Origin of the sequence: Candidatus Rhodobacter oscarellae, assembly GCF_001078595.1 — a bacterium.
Taxonomy (GTDB): Bacteria; Pseudomonadota; Alphaproteobacteria; order Rhodobacterales; family Rhodobacteraceae; genus Rhodobacter_B; species Rhodobacter_B oscarellae.
The window spans coordinates 991,535-1,013,185 of the sequence record NZ_LFTY01000001.1; the positions used below are offsets into that span (position 1 = coordinate 991,535).

Sequence of the window (21,651 nt, forward strand, 5' to 3'; positions counted from 1 at the left end):
TCGCATGACCCCTGATTTCAAAGTGATCGCAGCGGGCATCAACATCACCAGCCAGATCGAGGATCGCCTCCTCAGTCTGGTGGTGAAAGATGAGGCGGGCTTTAAGTCTGACACGGTGGAGATCACCCTCGATGATCGCGACAACGCCATCGAGCTCCCCTTGCCTGGTGCGCCGCTCATTGTATTCATGGGGTATAAAGAGACATTTCTTGCGCCTATGGGCGTTTTCACGGCGGATGAGGTGGTGGCCAAAGGCCCGCCAGATCGGGTGACAATTCGCGGTAAGGCCGTGAACCTGGGCGGATCGATCAAAGAGCAAAAGACCCGCAACTGGGATGATAAGACCATCGATGACATCGTGGGCACCATCGCGGGCGAGCATGACCTAGAGCCAAAGGTGGCCGAGGAGCTCAAGCCCTTTCTATATGAGCACCTGGATCAGACCGATGAGAGCGACATCAACTTTCTCACCAGGATCGCCAAGGATCATGACGCCATCGCCACTGTCAAAGGCGAGGCGCTCCTCTTTATAGGTAAGGGTGAGGGCAAGACCGCCAGCGGCATCCCCATGATCCCGCGCCCAATCACCAAGAGCGGTGAGCTGCGCTGGTCCATGACCCTGGCCAGCCGTGGCAACTTCAAGGCGGTGGAGGCTCATTGGCACAATGAGGAAACCGGCCAGAAAGAGACCGTGACCGCTGGCGAGGGCTCGCCAGTGAAACGCTTGCGCCACGTCCACTCCACCAAGGCCGAAGCTGAGAAAGCCGCCAAGGCAAAACTCGATGAGTTCAAGCGCGGGGATGATACCCTCAGCATCACGATGCCAGGCGATCCAACGGTCGCAGCTGAGGGCCAGATCATTGCCTTGGGTTTCAGGATCGGGGTGAGTGGTCTATGGTCAGTGACAAGCGCCCGCCACCAGATCAGCGGCGGGGGCTTTACCACCTCAATCGAGACCGAAAAGCCGAAAAAATGAAACCGGATCGACAAGCGGATCATTCTAAATTAAAGCGATCCGCAGTCCAAAAAAATTTGGTCCGGTCCACCAGCCCCCCAACCCCCCCGGGATATTTCCAAACCGGAGAAGTATGGTTGAGGCAGCCCTCCGCAGGCGATAAAGGTAACAAAACACGAGGCATTCATGCATATCGGCATCCTGCAGACCGGCCATGTGGCCGAGGCGCTTGTTAAAGAGCACGGCGATTACGATCAGATCTTTATGGAGTTCCTCGCCGGGCGGGGGCTGAGATTTACCAACTTCGCGGTCGTGGACGGGGTCTTCCCCATAGGCGTTGACGCCTGCGACGGCTGGCTGATCACCGGCTCCAAGCATGGCGCCTATGAGGACCATCCCTGGATCCCACCTTTAGAGGAGTTCATCCGCGCGGCCCATGCGCGCCAGATCCCTTTGGTGGGCATTTGCTTTGGCCACCAGATCATCGCGCAGGCCCTGGGCGGGCGCGTCGAGAAGTTCAGCGGCGGCTGGGCCGTCGGGCGCACCGAGTATGACTTCGCCGGGCGCGGCGCCGTGGCGCTGAACGCCTGGCATCAGGACCAGGTCACCGCCCTGCCCGAGGGCGCCGAGGTCATTGCCAGCAACGAGTTTTGCGCCAACGCGGCCTTCACCCTCGGCCAGCACGTGCTGACCATGCAGCCCCACCCCGAGATCCGCGCGCCCTATCTGCGCGGCCTGCTAGAGGTGCGCGGCCGCGGCGTGGTGCCGGACGCGTTGCTCGCAGAGGGGCTCGCCCAGATCGACCAACCGGTGGACGAGGCCCCCATGGCCGCGATGATCGCCGACTTTTTTCTCTCCGCAAAGGTGACCGCATGAGCGACTGGATGAATGACCTGCCCGACAGCGCGCGCGCCTATCTGGAGGGGCGGCGCCTGGACGAGGTCGAGTGCCTGGTCGCCGATCTGGCGGGCGTGGCGCGGGGCAAGGCGATGCCGGCGGGGAAGTTCGCCCGCCAGAGCCAGTTCTACCTGCCGAACTCGATCTTTCTGCAGACCATCACCGGCGGCTGGGTGGACATGGAGGGCGAGAATTGGACCGAACCCGACCTGATCCTCAAGCCGGACCTCTCCACCGCCAGCGCCGCGCCCTGGACCGGCGACTGGACGCTGCAGGTGATCCACGACATCGAGGACCAGGCCGGTAACCCGGTGCAGGTGGCGCCGCGCAACGTGCTCAAGCGCGTGGTGGGGCTCTACGAGGCCCGCGGCTGGACCCCGATCGCCGCGCCCGAGATGGAGTTCTACCTGGTGGCGCGCAACACCGATCCCAACCAGCCGGTGAAGCCGCCCATCGGCCGCACCGGGCGCCCCGCCGCCGCGCGGCAGGCCTATTCCATGTCCGCCGTCGACGAATACGGCCCCGTGATCGACGACATCTACGACTTCGCCGAGGCGCAGGGCTTTGAGATCGACGGCATCCTGCAGGAGGGCGGCGCCGGGCAGATCGAGATCAACATGCGCCATGGCGACCCGGTGCGCCTGGCCGACGAGATCTTTTTCTTCAAGCGCCTGATCCGCGAGGCCGCCCTGCGCCACGACTGCTTCGCGACCTTCATGGCCAAGCCGATCCAGGACGAGCCGGGCTCGGCGATGCATATCCACCATTCGGTGGTGGACGCGGCCACGGGCGCGAACATCTTCTCTGGGGCGGACGACGAAGAGACCCCCGCCTTCCGGCACTTCATCGCCGGGCTGCAGAACCACCTGCCCAGCGTGATCGCCATGCTGGCGCCCTATGTGAACAGCTACCGCCGCTACGTGCCGGACAACGCCGCGCCGATTAACCTGGAATGGGGCAAGGACAACCGCACCACGGGCATCCGGGTGCCGGTCAGCGGGCCCGAAAGTCGCCGGGTCGAGAACCGCCTGGCGGGCATGGACTGCAACCCCTATCTGGGGATCGCGGCCTCGCTGGCCTGCGGCTATCTGGGGCTGGTGGAGGGCCGCGACCCGCGCCCCCAGTTCAGCGGCGACGCCTATGCCCAGGACGCCGACATCCCGCAGCACCTCAGCGAATCCATCGAGCTGTTCCGCAGCAACCAGGCCATGCAAGAGGTCCTCGGGCCCGAGTTCTGCAAGGTCTATGCCGCCGTGAAGGAGACCGAGTATCAGGCATTCCTAGAGGTCATCTCCCCCTGGGAGCGCGAGCATCTGCTGCTGAACGTGTGATGCGCTGGATCGTCCATGTTCTGGCGGTCCTCGCCCTCGCAGGCAACCGCATCCACGTGCAACTGGACCCACGATGAAGCTCCTCCACGCCAATGACCGCGCGGGGGAGTACCCCGCCAGCTGGTACGCCGCGAGCGCCCAGCCCTTGCCGCCCTTCGACCCGCTGGACGGCGACACCCAGGCCGATGTCTGCGTCATCGGCGGCGGTTTCACCGGGCTCTCCGCGGCGCTGCACCTGGCCCAGTCCGGCGTGGACGTGGTGCTGCTGGAGGCGCATCGCGCGGGCTTCGGCGCGTCCGGGCGCAACGGTGGGCAGGTCGGCTCTGGCATGCGCAAGGACCAGGACGAGATGGAGCGGCTCTTTGGCCGCGAGGACGCGCTGAAGTTCTGGCAGATCGCCGAGGGCGCGAAGGCCCTGGTCAAATCCCTGATCGCCGAGCATGGGATCAACGCCGCCTGGCGTGACGGGATCGCCCATGCGGATTGGTCCGCCAAGGGCGCCGCGGAGACCCAGGATTACGCGCGCTGGCTCCAGGACAGGTATGAATACCTCCAGGCCGAACCGCTGGACCGCGACCAGATCCGCGCGCTGATCCCGTCCCAGGCCTATCACGGCGGCATGGTGGACTGGGGCGCGGGGCATATCCACCCGCTGCGCTTCGCTCTGGGGCTGGCGCAGGCGGCGCAAGCGGCGGGGGCGCGGATCTATGAGCGGTCACAGGTGACCGCGATTACCGGCAGCACGGTGAGGACCGCGACCGGAACGGTCGCCGCCCGTCACATTGTGCTGGCCACGAACGGCTACCATGACGGGCTAGAGCCGCGCGTGGCGCGGCGCGTCCTGCCGATCAACAACTTCATCGTGGCGACGGAGCCGCTGGGCGAACGCGCCGCGACGGTGCTGACAAAGGACGTGGCGGTCGGAGACAGCAAGTTCGTGGTGAACTACTGGCGGCTGTCCGAGGACAAACGCCTGCTCTTTGGCGGCGGCGAGAGCTATGGCGACCGCTTCCCCGCCGACCTCACAGCCATCGCCCGCAAGCCGATGCTAGAGGTCTACCCGCATCTGCGGGACGTCAAGATCGACTACGCCTGGGGCGGCACGCTGGCGATCACGCCCACGCGTTTGCCGGATTTCTCGCGCCACGGGGCGCTTTGGTCGGCGGCGGGATACTCGGGCCACGGGGTGGCGCTGGCCACTTATGCGGGCAGGATGATGGCCGAGGCGATCCGCGGCGAGGCGAGCGAGTTCGACCTGATGGGCAAGCTGCGCCCGCCCGCTTTCCCGGGCATGGGGGCGCTGCGCCGCCCGATCCTGAATCTCGCGATGCGGTGGTTTGCACTGCGGGATCGGCTTGGGTTTTAACTCTTTCGGGCGCATTGCCGCGTTTTCGCCGGGCTCAACCCTCTGAGAAAACGCATGTTTTCCAGTGTGTTACGCGGCCCCGTGACAGATCCATCATATCTTTTCGGATTTTGCAAAACTGTCTTTCCAAAAATCGAAAATCAGTTTACGTAATGCCGCAAGTCAAAAACCAGTGCAGGTATTACGATGACACTCGCTCCTAACGTCTATGACGCCGAACCCATCCCCGAGGCCGCGCGCGCCGAGATCGACCGCATGCTGCAGAACGGCGACCTCTTCCGCTATACCGCCGAGGAAAGCCCCGTCGCGCTGCTCGAAAAGGAGTTCGCCGAGGTGCTGGGCACGAAATACGCGCTTGCGGTGGCTTCGTGCTCGGCGGCGCTGTTTTTGTCGCTGCGGGCGCTGGACTTGCCGCGTGGCGCCAAGGTGCTGATCCCGGCCTTTACCTTCGCGGCGGTGCCCTCTTCGGTGGTGCATGCCGATTGCGTGCCGGTGCTGGTGGATGTGAAGGACAATTACCGCATCGACATCGCGGATTTCGAGGCCAAGCTGGACGGCGCCGACGCGGTGCTGATCAGCCATATGCGCGGCCACACCAGCGATATGGACGCGATTATGGCGCTGGCGGAGGCGCGCGGCCTGCCGGTGATCGAGGACGCCGCGCATAGCCTGGGCACCAAGTGGAACGGGCGCAACATCGGCACGCTGGGAAGGATCGGCTGCTTCAGCTTCCAGTCCTACAAGCTTCTGAACGCGGGCGAGGGCGGCATCCTGGTCACCGACGACGCCAATCTGGTGGCCCGCGCGGTGATCATGTCCGGCGCCTACGAGCATAACTGGAAGAAGCATAAACACGACGCCGACCTGCTGGCCGCCTTCGCGCGCTGGCAGAACCAGCTGCCGCTTTACAACACGCGGCTCAACAACCTCAGCGCGGCGATCATCCGCCCGCAGCTGAACGAAATCCCCCGCCGGGTGCAAGACGGGCGCCGCAACCACGACTATGTGGCGGCGCAGCTGAACGCGAGCGCCTGGCTGACCGTGCCGGACCCGCTTGGCCCCGAAGAGCGCGCGCCGGACAGCATCCAGTTCAACCTGGTGGGCTTTGACGACGCCGAGACGCTGGCCTTCCAGGACGCCGCCGCGCGGCGTGGCGTGAAGGTGCAGGTCTTCGGCATGTCCGACGACAACGCGCGGGCGTTCTGGAACTGGCAGTTCCTGGGCGAGGTGCCAGAGCTGCCGCAGACCCGCGCGATGCTGTCGCGCGCCTGCGATGCGCGGCTGCCAGCGCGGCTGCGCCGGGCAGAGCTGGACTTCGTGGCTCAGGCGCTCACCAGTGCCGCCGAGGATGTGAAGGGCGAGGCGCTGGCCTACGGGACCTAACCGCCTCGGGCGGGCACAGCGCACCAAAACTACGCCGTGTTGTGTCGGAGATCATCGAAATCTTGGTGATTCGTCCGGATCTCAAGGGAACTCACTTCCGGTATGGAATGGGTTCCCTTTCTGGACCCGGGTGGGCGCCGCGGCGCTGGCCCGGGGGGCCCCCACCCAATTTCAGTTTCCAACCAATAGCTTAAGAAATCGTTGATTTTTTGGGGCCCCGCGCGGATGCGCCGCGCCCCGTTGACGAAAAGAGGCGGGCGGCGCAGTATGACGCCCCGCCCATTGCCCGGATCTCATCGTGCTGCCCGCGACGTTCTTCTTGGTGTCCTTCATCGCGAGCGCGGTCCGGCTGATGCGTTGGGCGGCAGTTCTTGGCGCGATCCTTGGTCTTTACCTCGCTGTGCCGCTCTTCGCGCCCCGCGCGGCGTTCGAGGGCCCGGTGGGGGTGCAGCACGTGGTGCTGGTGGGCGTGGATGGGCTAACGGCACGGGCGCTTGGCAAGGGCCATACGCCGACGCTCGACGTGCTGCTTGCAGACGGCGCCGGGACGCTGGCCGCCCGGGCGGTCATGCCCACCATGTCCAGCGCCAACTGGGCCAGCCACCTGATGGGCGCGGGGCCGGAACGGCACGGCATCCGTTTCAACGATTGGCGCCCGGATTGGTGGGACGACGTGGCGATGTGCGGGCGGGGCGTCGGCGCGGGCTGGCCGGGCATCTTCGAGGTGATCGACGCGGGCCATCCCTATGCGCGCTCTGGTGTTTTCTACGATTGGATCGGCATCGGGCGTTTCGCGCCGCGCGCGTATGTGGACCGCCGCGCGCCCGCCTTCTGGGCAGAGCGCGCGGCGCGGATGGGCATGCGCTACTACCGGCGCTGGCGGCCCGCGCTGACTTTCATCCATCTCGACAATGTGGACGCGGCGGGCCACGCGTTCGGCTTTGACAGCGCCGAGTACCTGCAAGAGGCCGCGCGGGCCGATGCGCTCATCGCGCAGATCAAGCGCCGGATCGACCGCGCCAGCCACGGCGGGCGCACGCTCTTGATGGTGGTCTCGGATCATGGTGGGATCGGCAAGATCCATGGCCGTGGCAGCGAGGAGGAGATCCTGGTGCCCTACATCTTATGGGGCGCGGGCGTGGCCTCGGGTGAGACTCTGGGCGGGGCGGTCTCGGTCACAGACACCGCGCCGACGATCGCCTGGGCGCTTGGGCTGGACGCGCCGGGATGCTGGACCGGCGCGCCGCTGACGTCAGGCTTTGCTACGAGGTGACGCGCAGCGTGTCCTCCAGCCAGGGCAGCTCGGTGACGCAGGGCCGCAGGATCAGCTCTTTCAGCAGCGGCCTGAGCCGCGCCGCGGTCTGCGCCGGGATGTCCTCCAGCACGCCCTTGCGCGCCGTCAGCGACACGGTGCGCCCGAGCGGCGCGAAGGGCAGGCGCAGCACGTCCGCCTGATCGCGGAAGCGCTCTGCATGCAGCAGCGCCAGCGGCGTCAGGATCGTCCAGCCCGCCCCGGCGGCCACCATCGCCATAATAGCGTGGTAGCTGTCCAGCTCGAAGCGGTAGTTCAGCGTCAGGTTCTGACGCGCCAGGTGCGAGGCGATCATCCGCCCCATATGGTGGCGCTCGGTGTACAGGATCAGCGGCATCTGCCGCAGCACCGCCAAGTGGTCGGTGTCGCGCGGCACAGAGCCCTTGGGCACCACGGCCACGAAGGGCTCCTCGAGAACCGGGTGCACTTCCATCCAGTCAGCCTCGGCGTCGATGTCAGCCACCACCACCATATCCAGCGCGCGCTGGTCAAGCTTGTCGATCAGGCGGTGGCTGGGCCCGGTCTCCAACAGGAACTGACACTTGGTGAGGTCGCGCGCCATGTCTCGCAGCAGCCGGGGCGTCACGTCGGAATCGAAATCCTCGATCATGCCAAGGCGCAGCCGGGTCAGCGTCGACAGATCCTGCATGGCCAGCTCGGCCCGGGCGCGGGCGGCCTCGTTCAGGACGGCCTGCGCGCGGCGCAGGAACAGGTTGCCGGCGGGTGTTAGGCTCATGGGGCGCTCGTTGCGGTTCAAAAGCGCCGTGCCCAGCGCGCCCTCCAGGTTGGTGAGCTGCTGGCTGACGGCGGAGGGGCTGGCGCCCAGCCGCCGGGCGGCCGCGGTGATAGAGCTCTCCTCGGCGGCGGCCACAAAGACCTCGATCCCCCAAAGCGTGATCCGTCCTGTCGAGCTCGCCATCCGTTCCCAAACCCTTACCCTGCCCCGCACTGGCGCCGAAACTATGCCTATTGCCGGGCGCGCGCAACGCGGCCATGCTGTTGGCATGACCAATGCATCACAGAAGGTGTGGACCGGGCGCTGCCTCTGCGGCGCGGTTACTTATCGCCTCAAAGCGAGCGCGCTGATCTGGCAGGGCCACTGCCATTGCGAGAGCTGCCGCAGAGCGACGGGCGCCCCAATGGTCAGCTGGTTCGGGCTGGACAAACACGGCTGGGAATGGACCGGCGCCGCGCCCTCGCGCTACGCCTCAAGCGCCTGGGCGGAGCGCTGGTTCTGCCCCACCTGCGGCAGCCCGATGGGCTATCGCTCTGACAAGCTGCCGAAAGAGATGCACGGGCTGGCCGCGACGCTGGACGAGCCAGAACTCTTCGCCCCCGGCGCGCATTTCTTCCACTCCAAGGCGCTGTCCTGGCTGCATGTGCGCGACCAGCTGCCGCGGTATCTGGATGGCGGGAAAACGCTGGACGAAAACGCCTAGGGCCGCAGCCTTGCCAGCCCCTCTTCGGCGCGCTTGCGGGCAATGGGGCTAAACTCGTCTTCCCAATCTGGGGTCTTGGGGTTCAGCGCCGTTTCGTAGTCCGCAATCGCTTGCTCGAAGTTTCCGAGCTTTTCATGCGCATAGCCCCGTGAGGATGCAGAATGCAGTGACGGACCGCGAATTTCGATATCAGCATCGAACTCCTCAATTGCCCGCTCCCATTCGCCCTGCACCACAAGGATCTGCCCGCGCGTGTCCAGATAGGCTGCCGTGCCGGGTTGCAACGCAAGTGCGGCGTCTACGAACTCGATGTTGTCTGGGCCCGTGCCAGACATGAAGGCGCGCCATGCAAATGAGTTTAGAGCGTCCGAGATAAAATAGGGGGCCGCGATCTCAACGATGTCAGGGACGGCCAATTCGATGGCGTTGTTCACGTCTTCAAGCGCATCGATATAAAGCTCTGCCACCAACAAGTCTTGGGCTCGGATCAGCAAGGCCTCCGTCCGGATTTGCTTCCCGACAATCTCCTGTTCGGCTTCGGTATCAAACAGGCTAATGAAGTTCTCTGCATTAGGCGGCAGGATATGCGGGGCGTCTGACAACTCCATGGCGACCTTGCGCTTAAACGCTGTGGCGTCTCTTCCATAAAGGTTGTCGATTGTAATTACCTCAAGTTCGTAGCCACCAAGGCCGTGGTTTCCGATTTGCAATGGAATGTACGCCTCACCATCAGCAACCACCAAAAGCCGTGATGAGGAGTGTTCGAAGCCATCGTTGTCGCTGACCTCTGTCACCTTTCCGCTTTCGTCCATCAACCCAATGAAGCTGTCCGCGCCGCTAAAAAGGCTATATGTCTCGACGGCCCAAAGGCCTTTGTCAGCCTCGACCACCGCTATCTTCGAGCCTTGTCCGACCACATAATAGTTTTGATGCACTTTAAGCCTTAGGTTCTCTTTTGTGATAGCGCGAGTTTGAGCTTGGTTGGAAAGTCCGATCAACTCCAACCGGATTGGGTTTTTGATGGCCTCAGCTTCATACTGGTTCAAGGGATCAAGCTCGACCGCGCGGTTTGCGTCGTCGCGTACAAGCTGAATGTCCTCGGGGTCAAAAAGATTGGTGCGGGCCCGTGCGAACAGCGCCCCGCTTAGCCGCGAAACGACATCGGGGTCGTCGTCTCCGATCTTCAGAATATCTTCGTAGCGCTCGATCGCCGTCGAAAAATCGTCTGCGCTTTCGGCCTCTCTGGCATCGCTACGAAGTCCCTCAATTACAGCGATTTCGTCGGCCGTCACTCGAGACAAGTTCGTTGTGTACAGAAACCAAATGAATGCTGAAAACATCAGCACCCCGGGCACTCCGACGATAAGCGCCAAACGGAATTTCTGCCACTTGGCCCGTTCCCGTGCGCTTGTTTCGCTCCCCTGGATCAGCTCGCGAACGGCCTTCGCCTGACGCAACCCTGTAGAAAACTGCCCATCCTGGACATAGAGCTGGATCCAATCTTTGTTGTTGCCGCGACGCGCCCAGAACTCCTGCGCCGAGCGCAGCACGTATCCGCGCAGGACGTTCTCATTGTCCTTGTCGAAATTTGCCGCCGAATGCACCAGGCCGCGCCAGGTGTCGGCCTCTTTCGCCTCTTGCGCGATCCAGCCGCTCCCCCCGGCCAGCTTGTCCCAGCTGCGCAGGATGGCCTCATGCGGGATGTCAAACGGGCGGCTCTTGCCCGAGCGGCGGATCAGAAAGTCGCGCCCCAGCCCCGAGAAGCCATCAAACACGCGCTCTATTTGGTGCCCAACCCCCTCGCCGCCGCCCATCAGGTTGACCAGCTTTTCCTTGGTCTGGGGGCGGCGCACGATCTGGCCATCCGGGCGCCGCACCGACAGCGCCTTGAACATCGTCTCGGCCACGGCCTGCGCTTCGGGTTTCAGCCCGTCGAAGATCTCGTTGGCCTGCTTTGACAGGGCCTTCTTAGCACCGCCGCATTCCTTGTAGTGCTGCAGGGTCAGCGTCTCATCCGCGCCCGCCTGGTCCCAGCTGCGCATCATCACATGCTGCATCACCGGCAGCTGGTCAGCGGCGTCGCCGATATCGTTCAGCACGCGCTCGACAAGGGTGTGGGACACCGTCTTGCCAAAGACCTTGGCGGGTTCGGTCACCGCAAGGCGGCGCTCTTCGCGGTGCATCGGCGGCACCAGGTATTGCCCGGTGTTGAGCGTCTCCGACAGGCGCGGGAACTGCGCGCAGGACCGCAAGAAGTCCAGCCGCATGGTCAGGATGATGTAGATCTCGGTCGACTTGGCGGCCACCGCGTTGACCAGCAGCTGCACAAAGGCCGCCGCCTCGTTGCGCTGCGCTGTGTTCTCGTTGCCGTATTGAAAGACCTCCTCGAACTGATCCACCAGCAGCATCAGGCGAGCGCCGTCGGGTCCGAAGCGGCGCAGCTGCATCTCGGCGTTCACCAAGCCGCGGCTGGAGTGGTTCAGGGTCAGCTCGAACTCGGCAGCGCTGGGATATGGCTTCTTTGGCGTCTCGCTTTCGACCTCGGCCAGGGCCTCGGCCAGCGCCGTGACGGGGCTGTCGCCGGGCTCCATGCGCGCGATGATCCACGGGTCCGACGAGCCGTCCAGCATGCCCGCATGCAGCGCCGGGATCACGCCCGCGCGCACCAGCGATGACTTGCCCGAGCCGCTCTCGCCGACCACGGCCACAAAGCGCTCGTCGCGCGCCAGCCGGTCGAGGATCTCCATCGTGTACGCGTCGCGCCCAAAGAAGATCTCGCGGTCGTCCTGCTGGAACGGGCGCAGCCCCGGATATGGGCGGGTGGGCTCGCTCACTGCGCGGCCTTAACGTCGCTGACGAAGCGTGACAGAGCCGCCCTAGGGTCGCTGTCCTCCTGGATCTTGTGCTGATAGGTAAAGCGGAAGTCCATCAGCAGCTTGTTGCGCTTGTCCTCGTCGAGCGGCGCGCCGATATAGCCGGCGCGCACCCCGGCCTCGGCGCTGCGTTTGATCTCGGCATCGAGATCCTTGGAGTGCTGGATGAACCAGCGGTCCGAGGCGTCGCCCCAAAACACCAGCACCCCGGCAGAGGATTGCAGCTTGTCCTTGTGGTCGGGGTTGCGCTCGCTGGGTCGGCCATCCAGCATCGGCGTGTGAAGCTGCACCGCGCTAAGCTCGTCCTGCATGTCCAAAAGGATGTCGCGCGCGCGCCCCGCGTCCTCGCGCGAGTAGATCACGTATATGCCGCTCTTTTCGGAATCCGCGGGCGGCTGTGCCAGCGACGCGATGATCGCTTGGATCGCTTCGGCCTCGGTGGCGTGTTCGAACAGGCGGTCGCCGCGCTCGCGCTCGGCGTCGCGCAAAAGCATCGCATTGCCGTGGTTCTTGGCCTCCTCGTCCATGGCGGCGGGCGCGATCCAGGTCATGCGCTTGCGCCCGTTCAGGTCGCCGGACAGCTCGAACTGCTCGCGGTCCAAAAGCACGCTGTTGTCGCGGAGCATCGGATCAGGATCGCCGCCGATCAGATGCACCGTGGCGTCGGCCTCTTGCAGAAGCTCGGCCCATTCATCGCGGAACTCGTCCGGCGCGCCCAGATGCTGGGGCGGCAGCAGCACCTCATAGCCGCTTTCGGCAAGCTCGCGGGAAAGCTTGTCCCAGGCCTCCAGAAGGTCCCGGGTTGGCCGCGCGAGCAGCACTTTCGTTCCGGCCCCGACAAGGGGCTCTGACGCCTCGGTGGCAACGGGCTCCGCCGCCTCTGCGGCCCGCGCCAAGGCCTCCGCCTCGGCATCCTCCCTAAGGCGGCGGGTGATCTTGACCGTAAGGTTGCGCAGCGCCCGCCGGAAGGGCGACAGCGGGTCACCGTCGATCTTCAGCTCCATCGCCAGCTCGGGATCGTCGTCATGGCTTTCGTGGAATACGTATGAGTTCCGCTTGTCAAAATGCTGCTTGAAAAGCTCTGACGGGAAATGGCGCTTGCGCGCGGGGAAGACCCGGCCGTCATGCCCGCCGCGCTTCTGCTCGAAGCCCGCAAGCTCGGCGGTGCAATGCTCCGAGCGGAACCAATTGGGGGTCAACACCGGCAGAAAAAGGCTCGACCGGGTCAGCTCGCTATCGATCTCGTCGTCAAAGGGGCGGTTCTCGGGAAGGTCGCGAACATCCATCCAGACCTCGCAAGCGAGCTCGCAGCTCTGCGCGAGATCCGTTTCCAGTTCCCGGCGGAATCTGGTCACCCATCCCTCTTGCTGATCACCGAATGGCTGATCGTCCCGACGTGAATAGCTTAAAAAAATTCTTTTTGTCATGGGGCCATTTCTCCCAGGCTACCTGGTTGTCCCAAGGTAAACCTTAGGTCAGAATCGTAGACCAGTCAATTTCCGGTATACCACCATATTGCGCACTCTCCCGAGAGTGCCGACTCACCCCAGGCGCGCCATCTATCCGGCTAGGCAGGCTCGTAGAGCGACTGGAATTTCTCAAGCGACATCGCGTAGCCGTCCTGCGCGTCGGGGTCGTTAAAGACCAGCATGTCGCCCGCCTTATAGGCGGTCGCGCCTTCCTTGGTGGGGGTCGCCCCGTCCTCAGAGGCCTGCCGCGCCCAGACGTCGCCGGTCTTGATGTATTGCCCCGGCGCGACCTCGGAATAGGTGGCGGCAAAGCTATCGGCGCTGACGGTGTAGCACTCGCCGTTGTTGTTCACGATCCAGTCGCCGGAATGGGCGCGCTGGGTGCCGCCCCATTTCTGATAGGTGAGCCCCTGGGTTTCCAGGTTCATCTGCACCGCGATAACGGGTGTGCCTGCGCGGCGTTTGTAGTGGCTTAGCCCTGTCTCCATGCGGCTCACCATAAGCCGCCTGCCTAGCGCAAATCAAACACGCGGGGGAAATGGTCCGCCGAAACTTTCCCCGGCGCGTCGCGCTCGGCCATCCCGCGCAGGGTCTTCATTGCGCCCGGCTGGTCCAGCGCCACCAGAGCCGCCTTATCGGCATAGGTCATGTCCGGGAACTCCGAATTGATCTCGTGCCTTTTTAGCGGCAGGTCATAGCGCAGATAGGTGCACTTTGCCGCGCCCATGCTGTCGCCGCTTAGGTCGCCAAGCTCGCTGTCGATCCTGCGATGGGTGTCACCGGTGCCGATCCACTGCATCAGCGTCTCCGTCAGGTCCACCGCGTCGTCCATCAGCCCAAACAGCGCGCCAATCGCGTCGCCCGCCGCCGCGCCGGTGGCCTTGGCGCCCGCATCGGCGCGCCCGGTGCCCACTGACACGACCAGCATCTGGTTCCTACCCGGCTTCCAATTCACCCGGTAGCCGTCGAGCGTCGCATACATGTAGGCCTGGAAGGCGGGGTTGTTGAACGGGCTCACCCCGCCATCCACGAAGCGCCCGATCACCGGCTCTTTGCCCTCCTCCTCGGTGATCACGATCTCCTCGGGGTCAAAGTAATAGGGCGCGGCGGTTGAGGCGCGGATCACCTTCCACAAGGGATAGTCCTTGTTGGCGGTGTATTTGCTGCCCTCCCGCTGGGTGAAGTACTTCCCGCACGGGTTGTTCCCAAGCGGCCAGGTGCTGCCGGTGTCCATGCGCTTGGAGACCGCCAAGAGCCCGGTCTTCAGCTTCTTGCTGCCCAGCAGCATGGGCGCGCCATTATCCTCCTTAAGGATGTCCTGCAGGATCTTGGCCAGCTCCTTGTGGTCGAAGCGCGCGCGCCAGAAACCCCAACGCGACAGGTTCCGGCGGAACACCCGATTGGCAAGGTCTTGGTAAAGCTTGATCAGGTCGTCGACCTGCATCTCCATCGCCAGCCCGGCGGCGATGATCGACCCGGTCGAAGTGCCCGCGATGAGGTCGAAGTAATGCGCCAGGCGGAAACCCGGGCTATTGTCATGACGCGCGCGCAAGATGTCCTCGATCCGTTTGAGGTAGCAAAGCGTGACAATGCCCCGCGTTCCGCCACCGTCCAGAGCCAGAATGCGCCTTGGCCCGCCCTTCGCCTTGTCAAAACGATCGTCGCGGTCACGAATAAAATACCCCATAAAAATCTCCGAATCTGAAACAATGGCACTGCCTTTGATCATACCGGGCTCGGGCCATATGGGAAGGCGGCAGGCGGATTGACCATCACGGTATACATAATGTATACGAACTGGCGACATGACCGACTCAGCCAAAGATACCTGCCTCTCTGACCTGCGCCACCGGATCCTCTCGCTGGACTTGGAACCTGGCGCCGCGCTGGAGGAGGCCACGCTGACCGCGCGCTACGGGATCAGCCGCACGCCCCTGCGTGAGGTGCTGCAGCGGCTGGCGGGGGCGGGGTTCATCACCCTGCAAGAGAACCGCGGCGCCAAGGTCTCGTCGATGGACGTGGCCACGATGCGCATCTTCTTCCAGACCGCCCCGATGGTCTATGCCAGCATCGGGCGTTTGGCGGCCGAGAACCGCGGCGCGGGGGCGCTGGACCGGCTGAAGGCGGCGCAGCGGGAGTTCACCAAGGCGAGTGCCGCGGGCGATGCCGGCCAGGCCGCCCTGGCCAACCACCGCTTTCACCTCTGCGTGGGCGAGATGGCGCAGAACCTCTACCTGATGGCCGCGCTGGAGCGGCTCTTGATCGACCACACGCGGCTCAGCCAAACCTTCTACCGTCCCACATCCAGGCAAGAGACTGATCTCGTAGCACAGGCCACGACGCATCATGACGCCATGATCGCGGCCATCGCGGCCGGCGAGCCCGCGCGCATGGTCGATCTGACGCTGGAGCATTGGGACCTCTCCCGCGACCGGGTGGAACGTTTCGTGCGCCCCGACCCGCTGCCCCTGGACCCGGCCTCTGCAAAGGACCAAGCCCATGCGATTTGAGGGCATCTACACCCCGCTGGTCACGCCCTACCACGCGGATTTCTCGGTCAACGACGCGGCGCTGGCCCAGGCGGTCGAGCTGCTGATCGGCGCGGGCGTGCATGGCATCATCGTGGCGGGCACGACGGGCGAGTACTACGCCCAGTCGATGGAGGAGCGCCTGGCAATGATGGCCCAGGTCAAGGGGCTGATCGCGGGGCGCGTGCCGATGATCGTGGGCACGGGTGCTATCCGCACCGAGGACAGCATCGCCTATGCCGAGGCGGCGCGCGACCTGGGCGCCGACGCGCTGCTGGTGGCGACGCCGCCATATGCCTATCCGACGGGGCGCGAGATCGCCCTGCACGCGCTGGCCATCGACCGCGCCGCGAACCTGCCGGTGATGCTCTATAACTACCCGGGCCGGATGTCGGTGAATATGGACGAGGAAACGCTGGACCGGCTGGGCCGCTCGCCGAATTTCTGCGCCATCAAGGAAAGCTCGGGCTCGCCGGACCGGCTGCACATGCTGGCGCGGGACTACCCGCATATCGCGCTGAGCTGCGGCATGGACGACCAGGCGCTGGAGTTCTTCGCCTGGGGCGCGCGGTCCTGGGTCTGCGCGGGGTCGAATTTCGCACCCGAATGCCACATCGCCTTGTTCGAGGCCTGCGCCATCGAAGGCGACTTCACCAAGGGCCGCGCGATCATGTCGGCGATGCTGCCCCTGATGCGCGTGCTCGAGCAGGGCGGCAAGTTCGTGCAGTGCATCAAGCACGGGCTAAGCTTTCGCGGCATCGACGCAGGCCCGCCGCGCCGCCCGCTGCAGCCCCTGAACAAGGACAACAAGCGCGAGCTGGCCGAGGTCGTGCGCACCATGACCACCACCGTCTCGCAGATCACGGGGAAAGCGATATGAGCGATCTTTTCACCCTCAAGGAATACCAAGCCATCGCCGCCGATCTGGACCTGCCGCGCGCCGCCTTCATCGACGGCAAGTACCGCCGCGGGGCGGGTGCTGTGCTGCCTACGGTGAACCCCGCCACCGGCGAGACCCTGGCCGAGATCGCCGCCTGTGATGCCTCGGACGTGGATCTTGCGGTGGGCAAGGCCCGCGAGGCCTTCGACCAGGGGCATTGGTCCAAGCTGCACCCAGCTGAGCGCAAGGACTTGCTGATCCGGCTCTGCAAGCTGATCACCCGCAACCGCCGCGAGCTGGCGGTGATGGAGAGCCTCGACAGCGGCAAGCCGATCCGCGACTGCGAAGAGATCGACATCCCCGAGAGCATCCATTGTATCAAGTGGCATGCCGAGCTGATCGACAAGGTCTATGACCAGGTCGGCCCCGCGGGGGACGACGCGGTCTCGATGATCGTGCGCGAGCCGATTGGCGTGGTGGCCGCGGTGCTGCCCTGGAACTTCCCGCTGCTGATGCTGGCCTGGAAGATCGGGCCGGCACTGGCCGCGGGCAACTCGGTGATCGTGAAGCCCGCCGAGCAGACCTCTCTGACCGCGCTGCGCGTGGCCGAGCTGGCCAGCGAGGCGGGCGTGCCGAACGGCGTCTTGCAGGTGCTGCCCGGCGACGGCCCGACCGTGGGCGCGCCGCTGGGCCTGCATATGGACGTGGACATGGTCAGCTTCACCGGCTCCACCGAGACCGGCAAGCGGTTCCTGCGTTACTCGGCGGATTCGAACATGAAGAGGGTCGTGCTGGAATGCGGTGGCAAGAACCCCGCCGTGGTGCTGGCCGATGCTGAGAACCTGGACCACGTGGCCGAGCATGTGGTGAACGCGGCGTTCTGGAACATGGGCGAGAACTGCTCTGCCGCGTCGCGCCTGATCGTGCATAAGGACGTCAAGGCGCCTCTGATGGAGCGCATCACCGCCCGCATGCGCGATTGGAAGACCGGCGACCCGCTGGACCCGGCCAATCATCTGGGCGCGCTGGTGGATGCCGAGCATCTGGCCAAGGTCGCGGGCTATCTGCGCGACGGCGACGGGCCCGACGGGCCCTATGTGGAGCCGCGGGTCTATGAGGTCGCGCCGGGCGATGCGCTGGCGCGCGAGGAGGTCTTTGGGCCCATCCTTAGCGTGATCGAGGTCGCCAGCACCGACGAGGCCATCGCCCTGGCCAATGACACCTCCTATGGGCTCGCCGCCAGCGTCTTTACCGCGAACACGCGCCAGGCGATCCGCGCGGCGCGCGAGATCAAGGCCGGGACCGTGACGGTGAACTGCTATGGCGAGGGCGACAGCGCCACGCCCTTTGGCGGCTACAAGCAGTCCGGCTTCGGTGGCCGCGACAACGGCGTGCATGCCCATGACCAGTTCACCGAAGTTAAGACGATCTGGATCGACCTGACCGACCCCAGCGAAGGCGACAATGTTGGCTAGGGTTTTCGAATTTCGCTTGCGCGAAATCCGATCCGCCGGGGGGACGCTGTCCCCCCGGACCCCCCTGGGATATTTCCAGCAAGAGGAAGGGCAGAAGCGGTGACAGACCAAGTGGGGATTGTCTCGCGTTTGCCAAAGGACCCGGGCGTATCGGGCTGGGCGGCGATCCTGCCCGACCCGCCCCCGCCGCGGGTTTTGGAGGACGAGATCACCGCCGAGTGGCTGGTGATCGGCGCGGGATTTGCCGGGCTGGCGGCGGCGCACCGGCTGACGCAGCTCTGCCCCGGGGATCGCATCGTGGTGCTGGACGCAACCCGGGTGGGCGGCGGTCCGGCGGGCCGCAATTCTGGCTTCATGATCGACCTGCCGCATGACCTGGCCTCCGACGATTACGGCGGCGCGGTTGAGGCGGACCAGGCGCAAACGCGCGGCAACCGCTGCGGCATCGCCTTCGCCGCCGAGATGGCCGCGGCCTATGGGCTCTCGCCCGAGGCCTTCTCGCAGTCGGGCAAGATCAACGGCGCGGCCAGCGCCAAGGGGCACAGGCACAACCTGGACTACGCGCGGCACCTCGGCGCCATGGGCGAGGCGCATGAGATGCTGGACGCGGCCCAGATGCGGGCCATGACGGGCACGGATTACTATGTCAGCGGCTTGCGCACGCCCGGCGCGGCGATGATCCAGCCCGCGATGTTCGTGCGCGGCGTGGCGGCGGGGCTGGCCTCGAACCGGGTGGCGATCCACGAGAACACGCCGGTGACATCGCTGACGCGGGACGGGGACTGGGTCGCGGTCACTCCAAGGGGCCGGGTGCGCGCGCCAAAGGTCATCCTGGCCGTGAACGGGCATCTGCAGAGCTTTGGGCATATGGCGGGGCGGCTGATCCATGTGCATACCTATGCCGCGATGACCCGCGCCCTTTCCGAAGGTGAGGCCGCCCGATTAGGCGGCGATCCTAGCTGGGGCCTGACGCCCGCGGATCCCGTAGGCACCACCGTGCGGCGCATCTCGGGCACCGGCGGCGACCGGATCGTGATCCGCAACCGCTTTACCTATGATCCCACGATGGAGCTGCCCCAGGGGCGCGTTGAGGCCGTGGGCCGCGACCAGGACCGCGCCTTCGCGGCGCGTTTCCCGATGCTGAAGGGCGTCGGGATGGAATACCGCTGGGGCGGGCGGCTCTGCCTGAGCCGCAACAACGTGCAGGTGATCGGCGCGCTGGAGCCGGGGCTTTTTAGCGCCTGCTGCCAGAACGGGCTGGGCACCGCCAAGGGCACGCTGGCGGGGCTGCTGGCGGCGGAATTGGCCAACGGCGTCGGCTCGCCCGAGCTTGACGCGGCGCTGGCCGCGCCCGCGCCCACGCGCCTGCCCCCCGCCCTGGTCACAAGGATCGGCGCCGCCGCGCGCCTGCGCTGGGACGCCTTCCGCGCGGGGCGGGAGTATTAGGGCTGGTGAATTGCCATCGGCCCCAGCCCGCTTGTGGGCGCCCATCTGGTGCCGCTATGGTCACGCAGAGCCTGAATTCTGAGGACCGGATGGACACGCAAGACAAGCCCGGCTGCTGCCCCTCGGCGGACAAAGACCCTGCCCTTAGCGCTGCGCCCTTAGAGGTTCCCGCCGGCGCCGGGCCGCGGCCCGAGACCGCGCAAATCCCCGGCGGTACGGCGCTGGTTGGTACCGACCGCCCGCAGATCGCCGTCGATGGCGAGGGGCCGCTGCGCCGCGCCAAGCTCGCCCCGTTCGAGATTGGCGTGACCGCCGTCACCAATGCCGAGTTCGCCGCCTTCATCGACGCCACCGGCTATGTCACCGAGGCCGAGCGGTTCGGCTGGTCCTTTGTGTTCTGGGATCAGGTGCCCGAGAGCGTTGGCGCCACGCAGGCCGTGGTCGAGGTGCAGTGGTGGCGGCGCGTGGACGGCGCGATCTGGTCGGCGCCGAACGGGCCGGGCACCGAGGCCGCCTGCCTGCCTGATCACCCGGTCGTGCATGTGTCCTGGAACGACGCCCGCGCCTATGCGCGCTGGGTCGGCGGGCGCCTGCCCTCCGAGGCCGAATGGGAGCACGCCGCCCGGGGCGGCCAGGCGGACGTGCGCTTTCCCTGGGGCGATTTGGAGCCCGATGACATCGACACCACCCCCTGTAACATCTGGCAGGGCGCCTTCCCCGACCACAACACGCAACGCGACGGTTATGCCGCCACCGCCCCGGCGCGGTCCTTCGAGCCCAACGCCTATGGGCTTTACAACATGGCCGGGAACGTCTGGGAGTGGACCGCCGACGCCTATAAGGTCCGGTCGCTGAAACGCGAGGTCAAGGAGCGCCTGAAGGGCATGCGCGGCTACAGGCTGTCGAAGGGCGGGTCGTTCCTGTGCCACCGCAGCTATTGCTACCGCTACCGGATCGCGGCGCGGTCGGGGAACTCTCCCGACAGCACGACGACGCATCAGGGCTTCCGGGTGGTCTGGCCTGCGGGGGCGAAGGGCCTGCGCGCGGTGAGTTAACAGAACCCTAACCGCGGCGGGGTAAGTTGAGCACCGAAGCGCTTCATCCGCGCAGGATTAGCACCCTGCGCAAAACCACATCTAGGCGGCGCCGCCGACCTTACCCCTCATCCATCGTTACAAACCCGAGACACTCCGCCCCCCCGGCCCCCGCAATTCCCGTAGGGCCCGGCGGAAGAGGCATGTCCCGTGGGCACGCGCCATCGCCTGAAACGCCCCTCAAGGCCGGAACCGGCCCGCGCCTCTTGCGCCGCAATGGCTAGGCTGCGCCAAGCTCTCTGACGCGGGCCCATAGCCTATCCTCCACCGGCACCGAGCTCAGAACCCGCCGCGCAGCGCCCGGAACCCGCACGCCGGGCTCCTCTGCGACCGCCTGCGCCACGCGGGCGAAGCGATCCGCCAGGGCCGTGCCCTGCGGGTCGATCAGCAAGTAGAACTGCCCTAAATCATGCGGCGGGCCGTCGGGCAGTTTCAGCCCCTTTACGTCAAGCGAGCTTACCGAGCCGGTCATCCCCGCGGCCAGAAGCTCGACCAAGAGCCCTAGCGCCCAGCCCTTGTAATCCGCCGCGCTGCGCAGCGAGCCGCCCAATGCGGCCTCGGGATCCGTCGTGGGCTGGCCATCGGCGTCGACGGCCCATCCCAGCGGGATGGGCTCGCCCGCGGCCTTGGCCATGGTGATCTTGCCCAGCGCCACCGCCGCGGTGGAGAAATCGGCATGCATCGCGGGCGCGCCGTCGCCTGGGACGGTGAAGGCGATCGGGTTGGTGCCCAGGATCGGGCGCTTGCCCCCCGGCCCGGACACGATGGCCGAGGCGTTGGTCATGCCAATCCCGATCAGCCCCGCGGCGGCGATCTGCTCGGTGAAGAAGCCAAGCGAGGTGCAGGTATGGCTGTGGCACACGGACAACGAGGCGACCCCGTTGGCCCGCGCGGCCTCGACGACACGGGGCAGCGCGCGGGCAAAGGCGGGCTGGGCAAAGCCCAGCTTGGCGTCGACCTGGATCGCGCCGGGGCGCGGGGCGGTGACCTCAGGCTCGACCGTGCCGTTCACGCGCCCGCTGGCGAGCTGCGTGCAGTAGCTCTCTAGGTAGTAGAGCCCGCAGATGATGTTGCCGGTCTCTTCGGCGCGGGCCACCGCGCGGGCGACTTCTGCGGCCTGAAACGCGCCGGCGCCATGGGCCAGAAGGGCGGCCTCGCTGGCCGCGCGGATCTCTTCGATGGTGACGTCCATGGTCATTCCCT

Annotated in this window: 18 protein-coding genes; 12 read left to right on the forward strand and 6 right to left on the reverse strand. The window is 65.7% G+C overall.

Features of this window, described 5'->3' with window-relative positions:
* The first annotated feature begins 4 nt into the window (after positions 1–4).
* The 6 genes from AIOL_RS04870 (at position 5) to AIOL_RS04895 (ending at position 7,205) form a co-directional block, all read left to right on the forward strand.
* Positions 5–976: a contractile injection system protein, VgrG/Pvc8 family gene (locus AIOL_RS04870; protein WP_049641837.1), complete on the forward strand. Its 972-nt coding sequence runs from the start codon at positions 5–7 to the stop codon at positions 974–976.
* 165 nt (positions 977–1,141) lie between these two features.
* Entirely contained in the window at positions 1,142–1,831 is a 690-nt protein-coding gene (locus tag AIOL_RS04875) for a type 1 glutamine amidotransferase (protein ID WP_049641838.1), read from the forward strand.
* Entirely contained in the window at positions 1,828–3,183 is a 1,356-nt protein-coding gene (locus AIOL_RS04880) for a glutamine synthetase family protein (RefSeq protein WP_049641839.1), read from the forward strand. Before AIOL_RS04875 ends, AIOL_RS04880 begins: the two co-directional genes overlap by 4 nt.
* Before the next feature lie 73 nt (positions 3,184–3,256).
* Positions 3,257–4,549 carry an NAD(P)/FAD-dependent oxidoreductase gene (locus AIOL_RS04885; protein ID WP_049641840.1) on the forward strand — a complete coding sequence of 431 codons (1,293 nt, stop codon included), beginning with the start codon at positions 3,257–3,259 and terminating at the stop codon, positions 4,547–4,549.
* A gap of 186 nt (positions 4,550–4,735) precedes the next feature.
* Positions 4,736–5,932 carry a DegT/DnrJ/EryC1/StrS family aminotransferase gene (locus AIOL_RS04890; protein WP_049641841.1) on the forward strand — a complete coding sequence of 399 codons (1,197 nt, stop codon included), beginning with the start codon at positions 4,736–4,738 and terminating at the stop codon, positions 5,930–5,932.
* A gap of 298 nt (positions 5,933–6,230) precedes the next feature.
* The gene (locus AIOL_RS04895; RefSeq protein WP_049641842.1) at positions 6,231–7,205 is read left to right on the forward strand and encodes an alkaline phosphatase family protein; all 975 of its coding nucleotides are present in this window, start codon (positions 6,231–6,233) and stop codon (positions 7,203–7,205) included.
* On the opposite strand, the gene AIOL_RS04900 is transcribed toward AIOL_RS04895, so the two are convergent.
* Positions 7,195–8,163, reverse strand: coding sequence for a LysR family transcriptional regulator (locus AIOL_RS04900; RefSeq protein WP_049641843.1), 969 nt, complete (start codon positions 8,161–8,163; stop codon positions 7,195–7,197). The two genes, AIOL_RS04895 and AIOL_RS04900, sit on opposite strands and share 11 nt — an antisense overlap.
* Before the next feature lie 85 nt (positions 8,164–8,248).
* On the opposite strand from AIOL_RS04900, the gene AIOL_RS24235 reads away from it, so the two are divergent.
* On the forward strand, positions 8,249–8,683 hold the full coding sequence (locus AIOL_RS24235) for a GFA family protein (RefSeq protein ID WP_160314408.1): 435 nt from the start codon (positions 8,249–8,251) through the stop codon (positions 8,681–8,683).
* Here the strand turns inward: AIOL_RS24235 and AIOL_RS04910 are convergent.
* The 4 genes from AIOL_RS04910 to AIOL_RS04925 form a co-directional block, all read right to left on the reverse strand.
* Positions 8,680–11,517, reverse strand: coding sequence for an nSTAND1 domain-containing NTPase (locus AIOL_RS04910; RefSeq protein WP_049641845.1), 2,838 nt, complete (start codon positions 11,515–11,517; stop codon positions 8,680–8,682). The two genes, AIOL_RS24235 and AIOL_RS04910, sit on opposite strands and share 4 nt — an antisense overlap.
* Positions 11,514–12,983, reverse strand: coding sequence for a toll/interleukin-1 receptor domain-containing protein (locus AIOL_RS04915; protein WP_082152415.1), 1,470 nt, complete (start codon positions 12,981–12,983; stop codon positions 11,514–11,516). The genes AIOL_RS04910 and AIOL_RS04915 overlap by 4 nt, the downstream gene beginning before the upstream one ends.
* Before the next feature lie 140 nt (positions 12,984–13,123).
* Complete coding sequence (locus AIOL_RS04920) at positions 13,124–13,513, reverse strand: hypothetical protein (RefSeq protein WP_049641984.1); 390 nt, start codon at positions 13,511–13,513, stop codon at positions 13,124–13,126.
* Positions 13,514–13,536: 23 nt separating this feature from the next.
* A complete protein-coding gene (locus tag AIOL_RS04925) occupies positions 13,537–14,712 on the reverse strand; it encodes a patatin-like phospholipase family protein (protein WP_049641985.1) in 1,176 nt (391 codons plus the stop codon).
* A gap of 118 nt (positions 14,713–14,830) precedes the next feature.
* Here AIOL_RS04925 and AIOL_RS04930 point away from each other — a divergent pair, with 118 nt between their 5' ends.
* From AIOL_RS04930 to AIOL_RS04950, 5 genes are all read left to right on the forward strand, one after another.
* Positions 14,831–15,535, forward strand: a complete 705-nt coding sequence (locus AIOL_RS04930; protein ID WP_049641847.1) for a GntR family transcriptional regulator — start codon at positions 14,831–14,833, stop codon at positions 15,533–15,535.
* Entirely contained in the window at positions 15,525–16,433 is a 909-nt protein-coding gene (locus AIOL_RS04935; RefSeq protein ID WP_049641848.1) for a dihydrodipicolinate synthase family protein, read from the forward strand. The genes AIOL_RS04930 and AIOL_RS04935 overlap by 11 nt, the downstream gene beginning before the upstream one ends.
* Positions 16,430–17,908 (forward strand): aldehyde dehydrogenase, encoded by a 1,479-nt coding sequence (locus tag AIOL_RS04940; protein ID WP_049641849.1) that lies wholly within the window; start codon positions 16,430–16,432, stop codon positions 17,906–17,908. The genes AIOL_RS04935 and AIOL_RS04940 overlap by 4 nt, the downstream gene beginning before the upstream one ends.
* Positions 17,909–18,007: 99 nt before the next feature.
* Positions 18,008–19,354 (forward strand): NAD(P)/FAD-dependent oxidoreductase, encoded by a 1,347-nt coding sequence (locus AIOL_RS04945; protein ID WP_049641850.1) that lies wholly within the window; start codon positions 18,008–18,010, stop codon positions 19,352–19,354.
* Between the two features lie 56 nt (positions 19,355–19,410).
* Positions 19,411–20,409 carry a formylglycine-generating enzyme family protein gene (locus tag AIOL_RS04950; protein ID WP_235438878.1) on the forward strand — a complete coding sequence of 333 codons (999 nt, stop codon included), beginning with the start codon at positions 19,411–19,413 and terminating at the stop codon, positions 20,407–20,409.
* A 259-nt stretch (positions 20,410–20,668) separates the two neighbouring features.
* Here AIOL_RS04950 and AIOL_RS04955 read toward each other — a convergent pair whose 3' ends face one another.
* Positions 20,669–21,640: an Ldh family oxidoreductase gene (locus AIOL_RS04955; RefSeq protein ID WP_049641987.1), complete on the reverse strand. Its 972-nt coding sequence runs from the start codon at positions 21,638–21,640 to the stop codon at positions 20,669–20,671.
* Positions 21,641–21,651 lie beyond the last annotated feature (11 nt).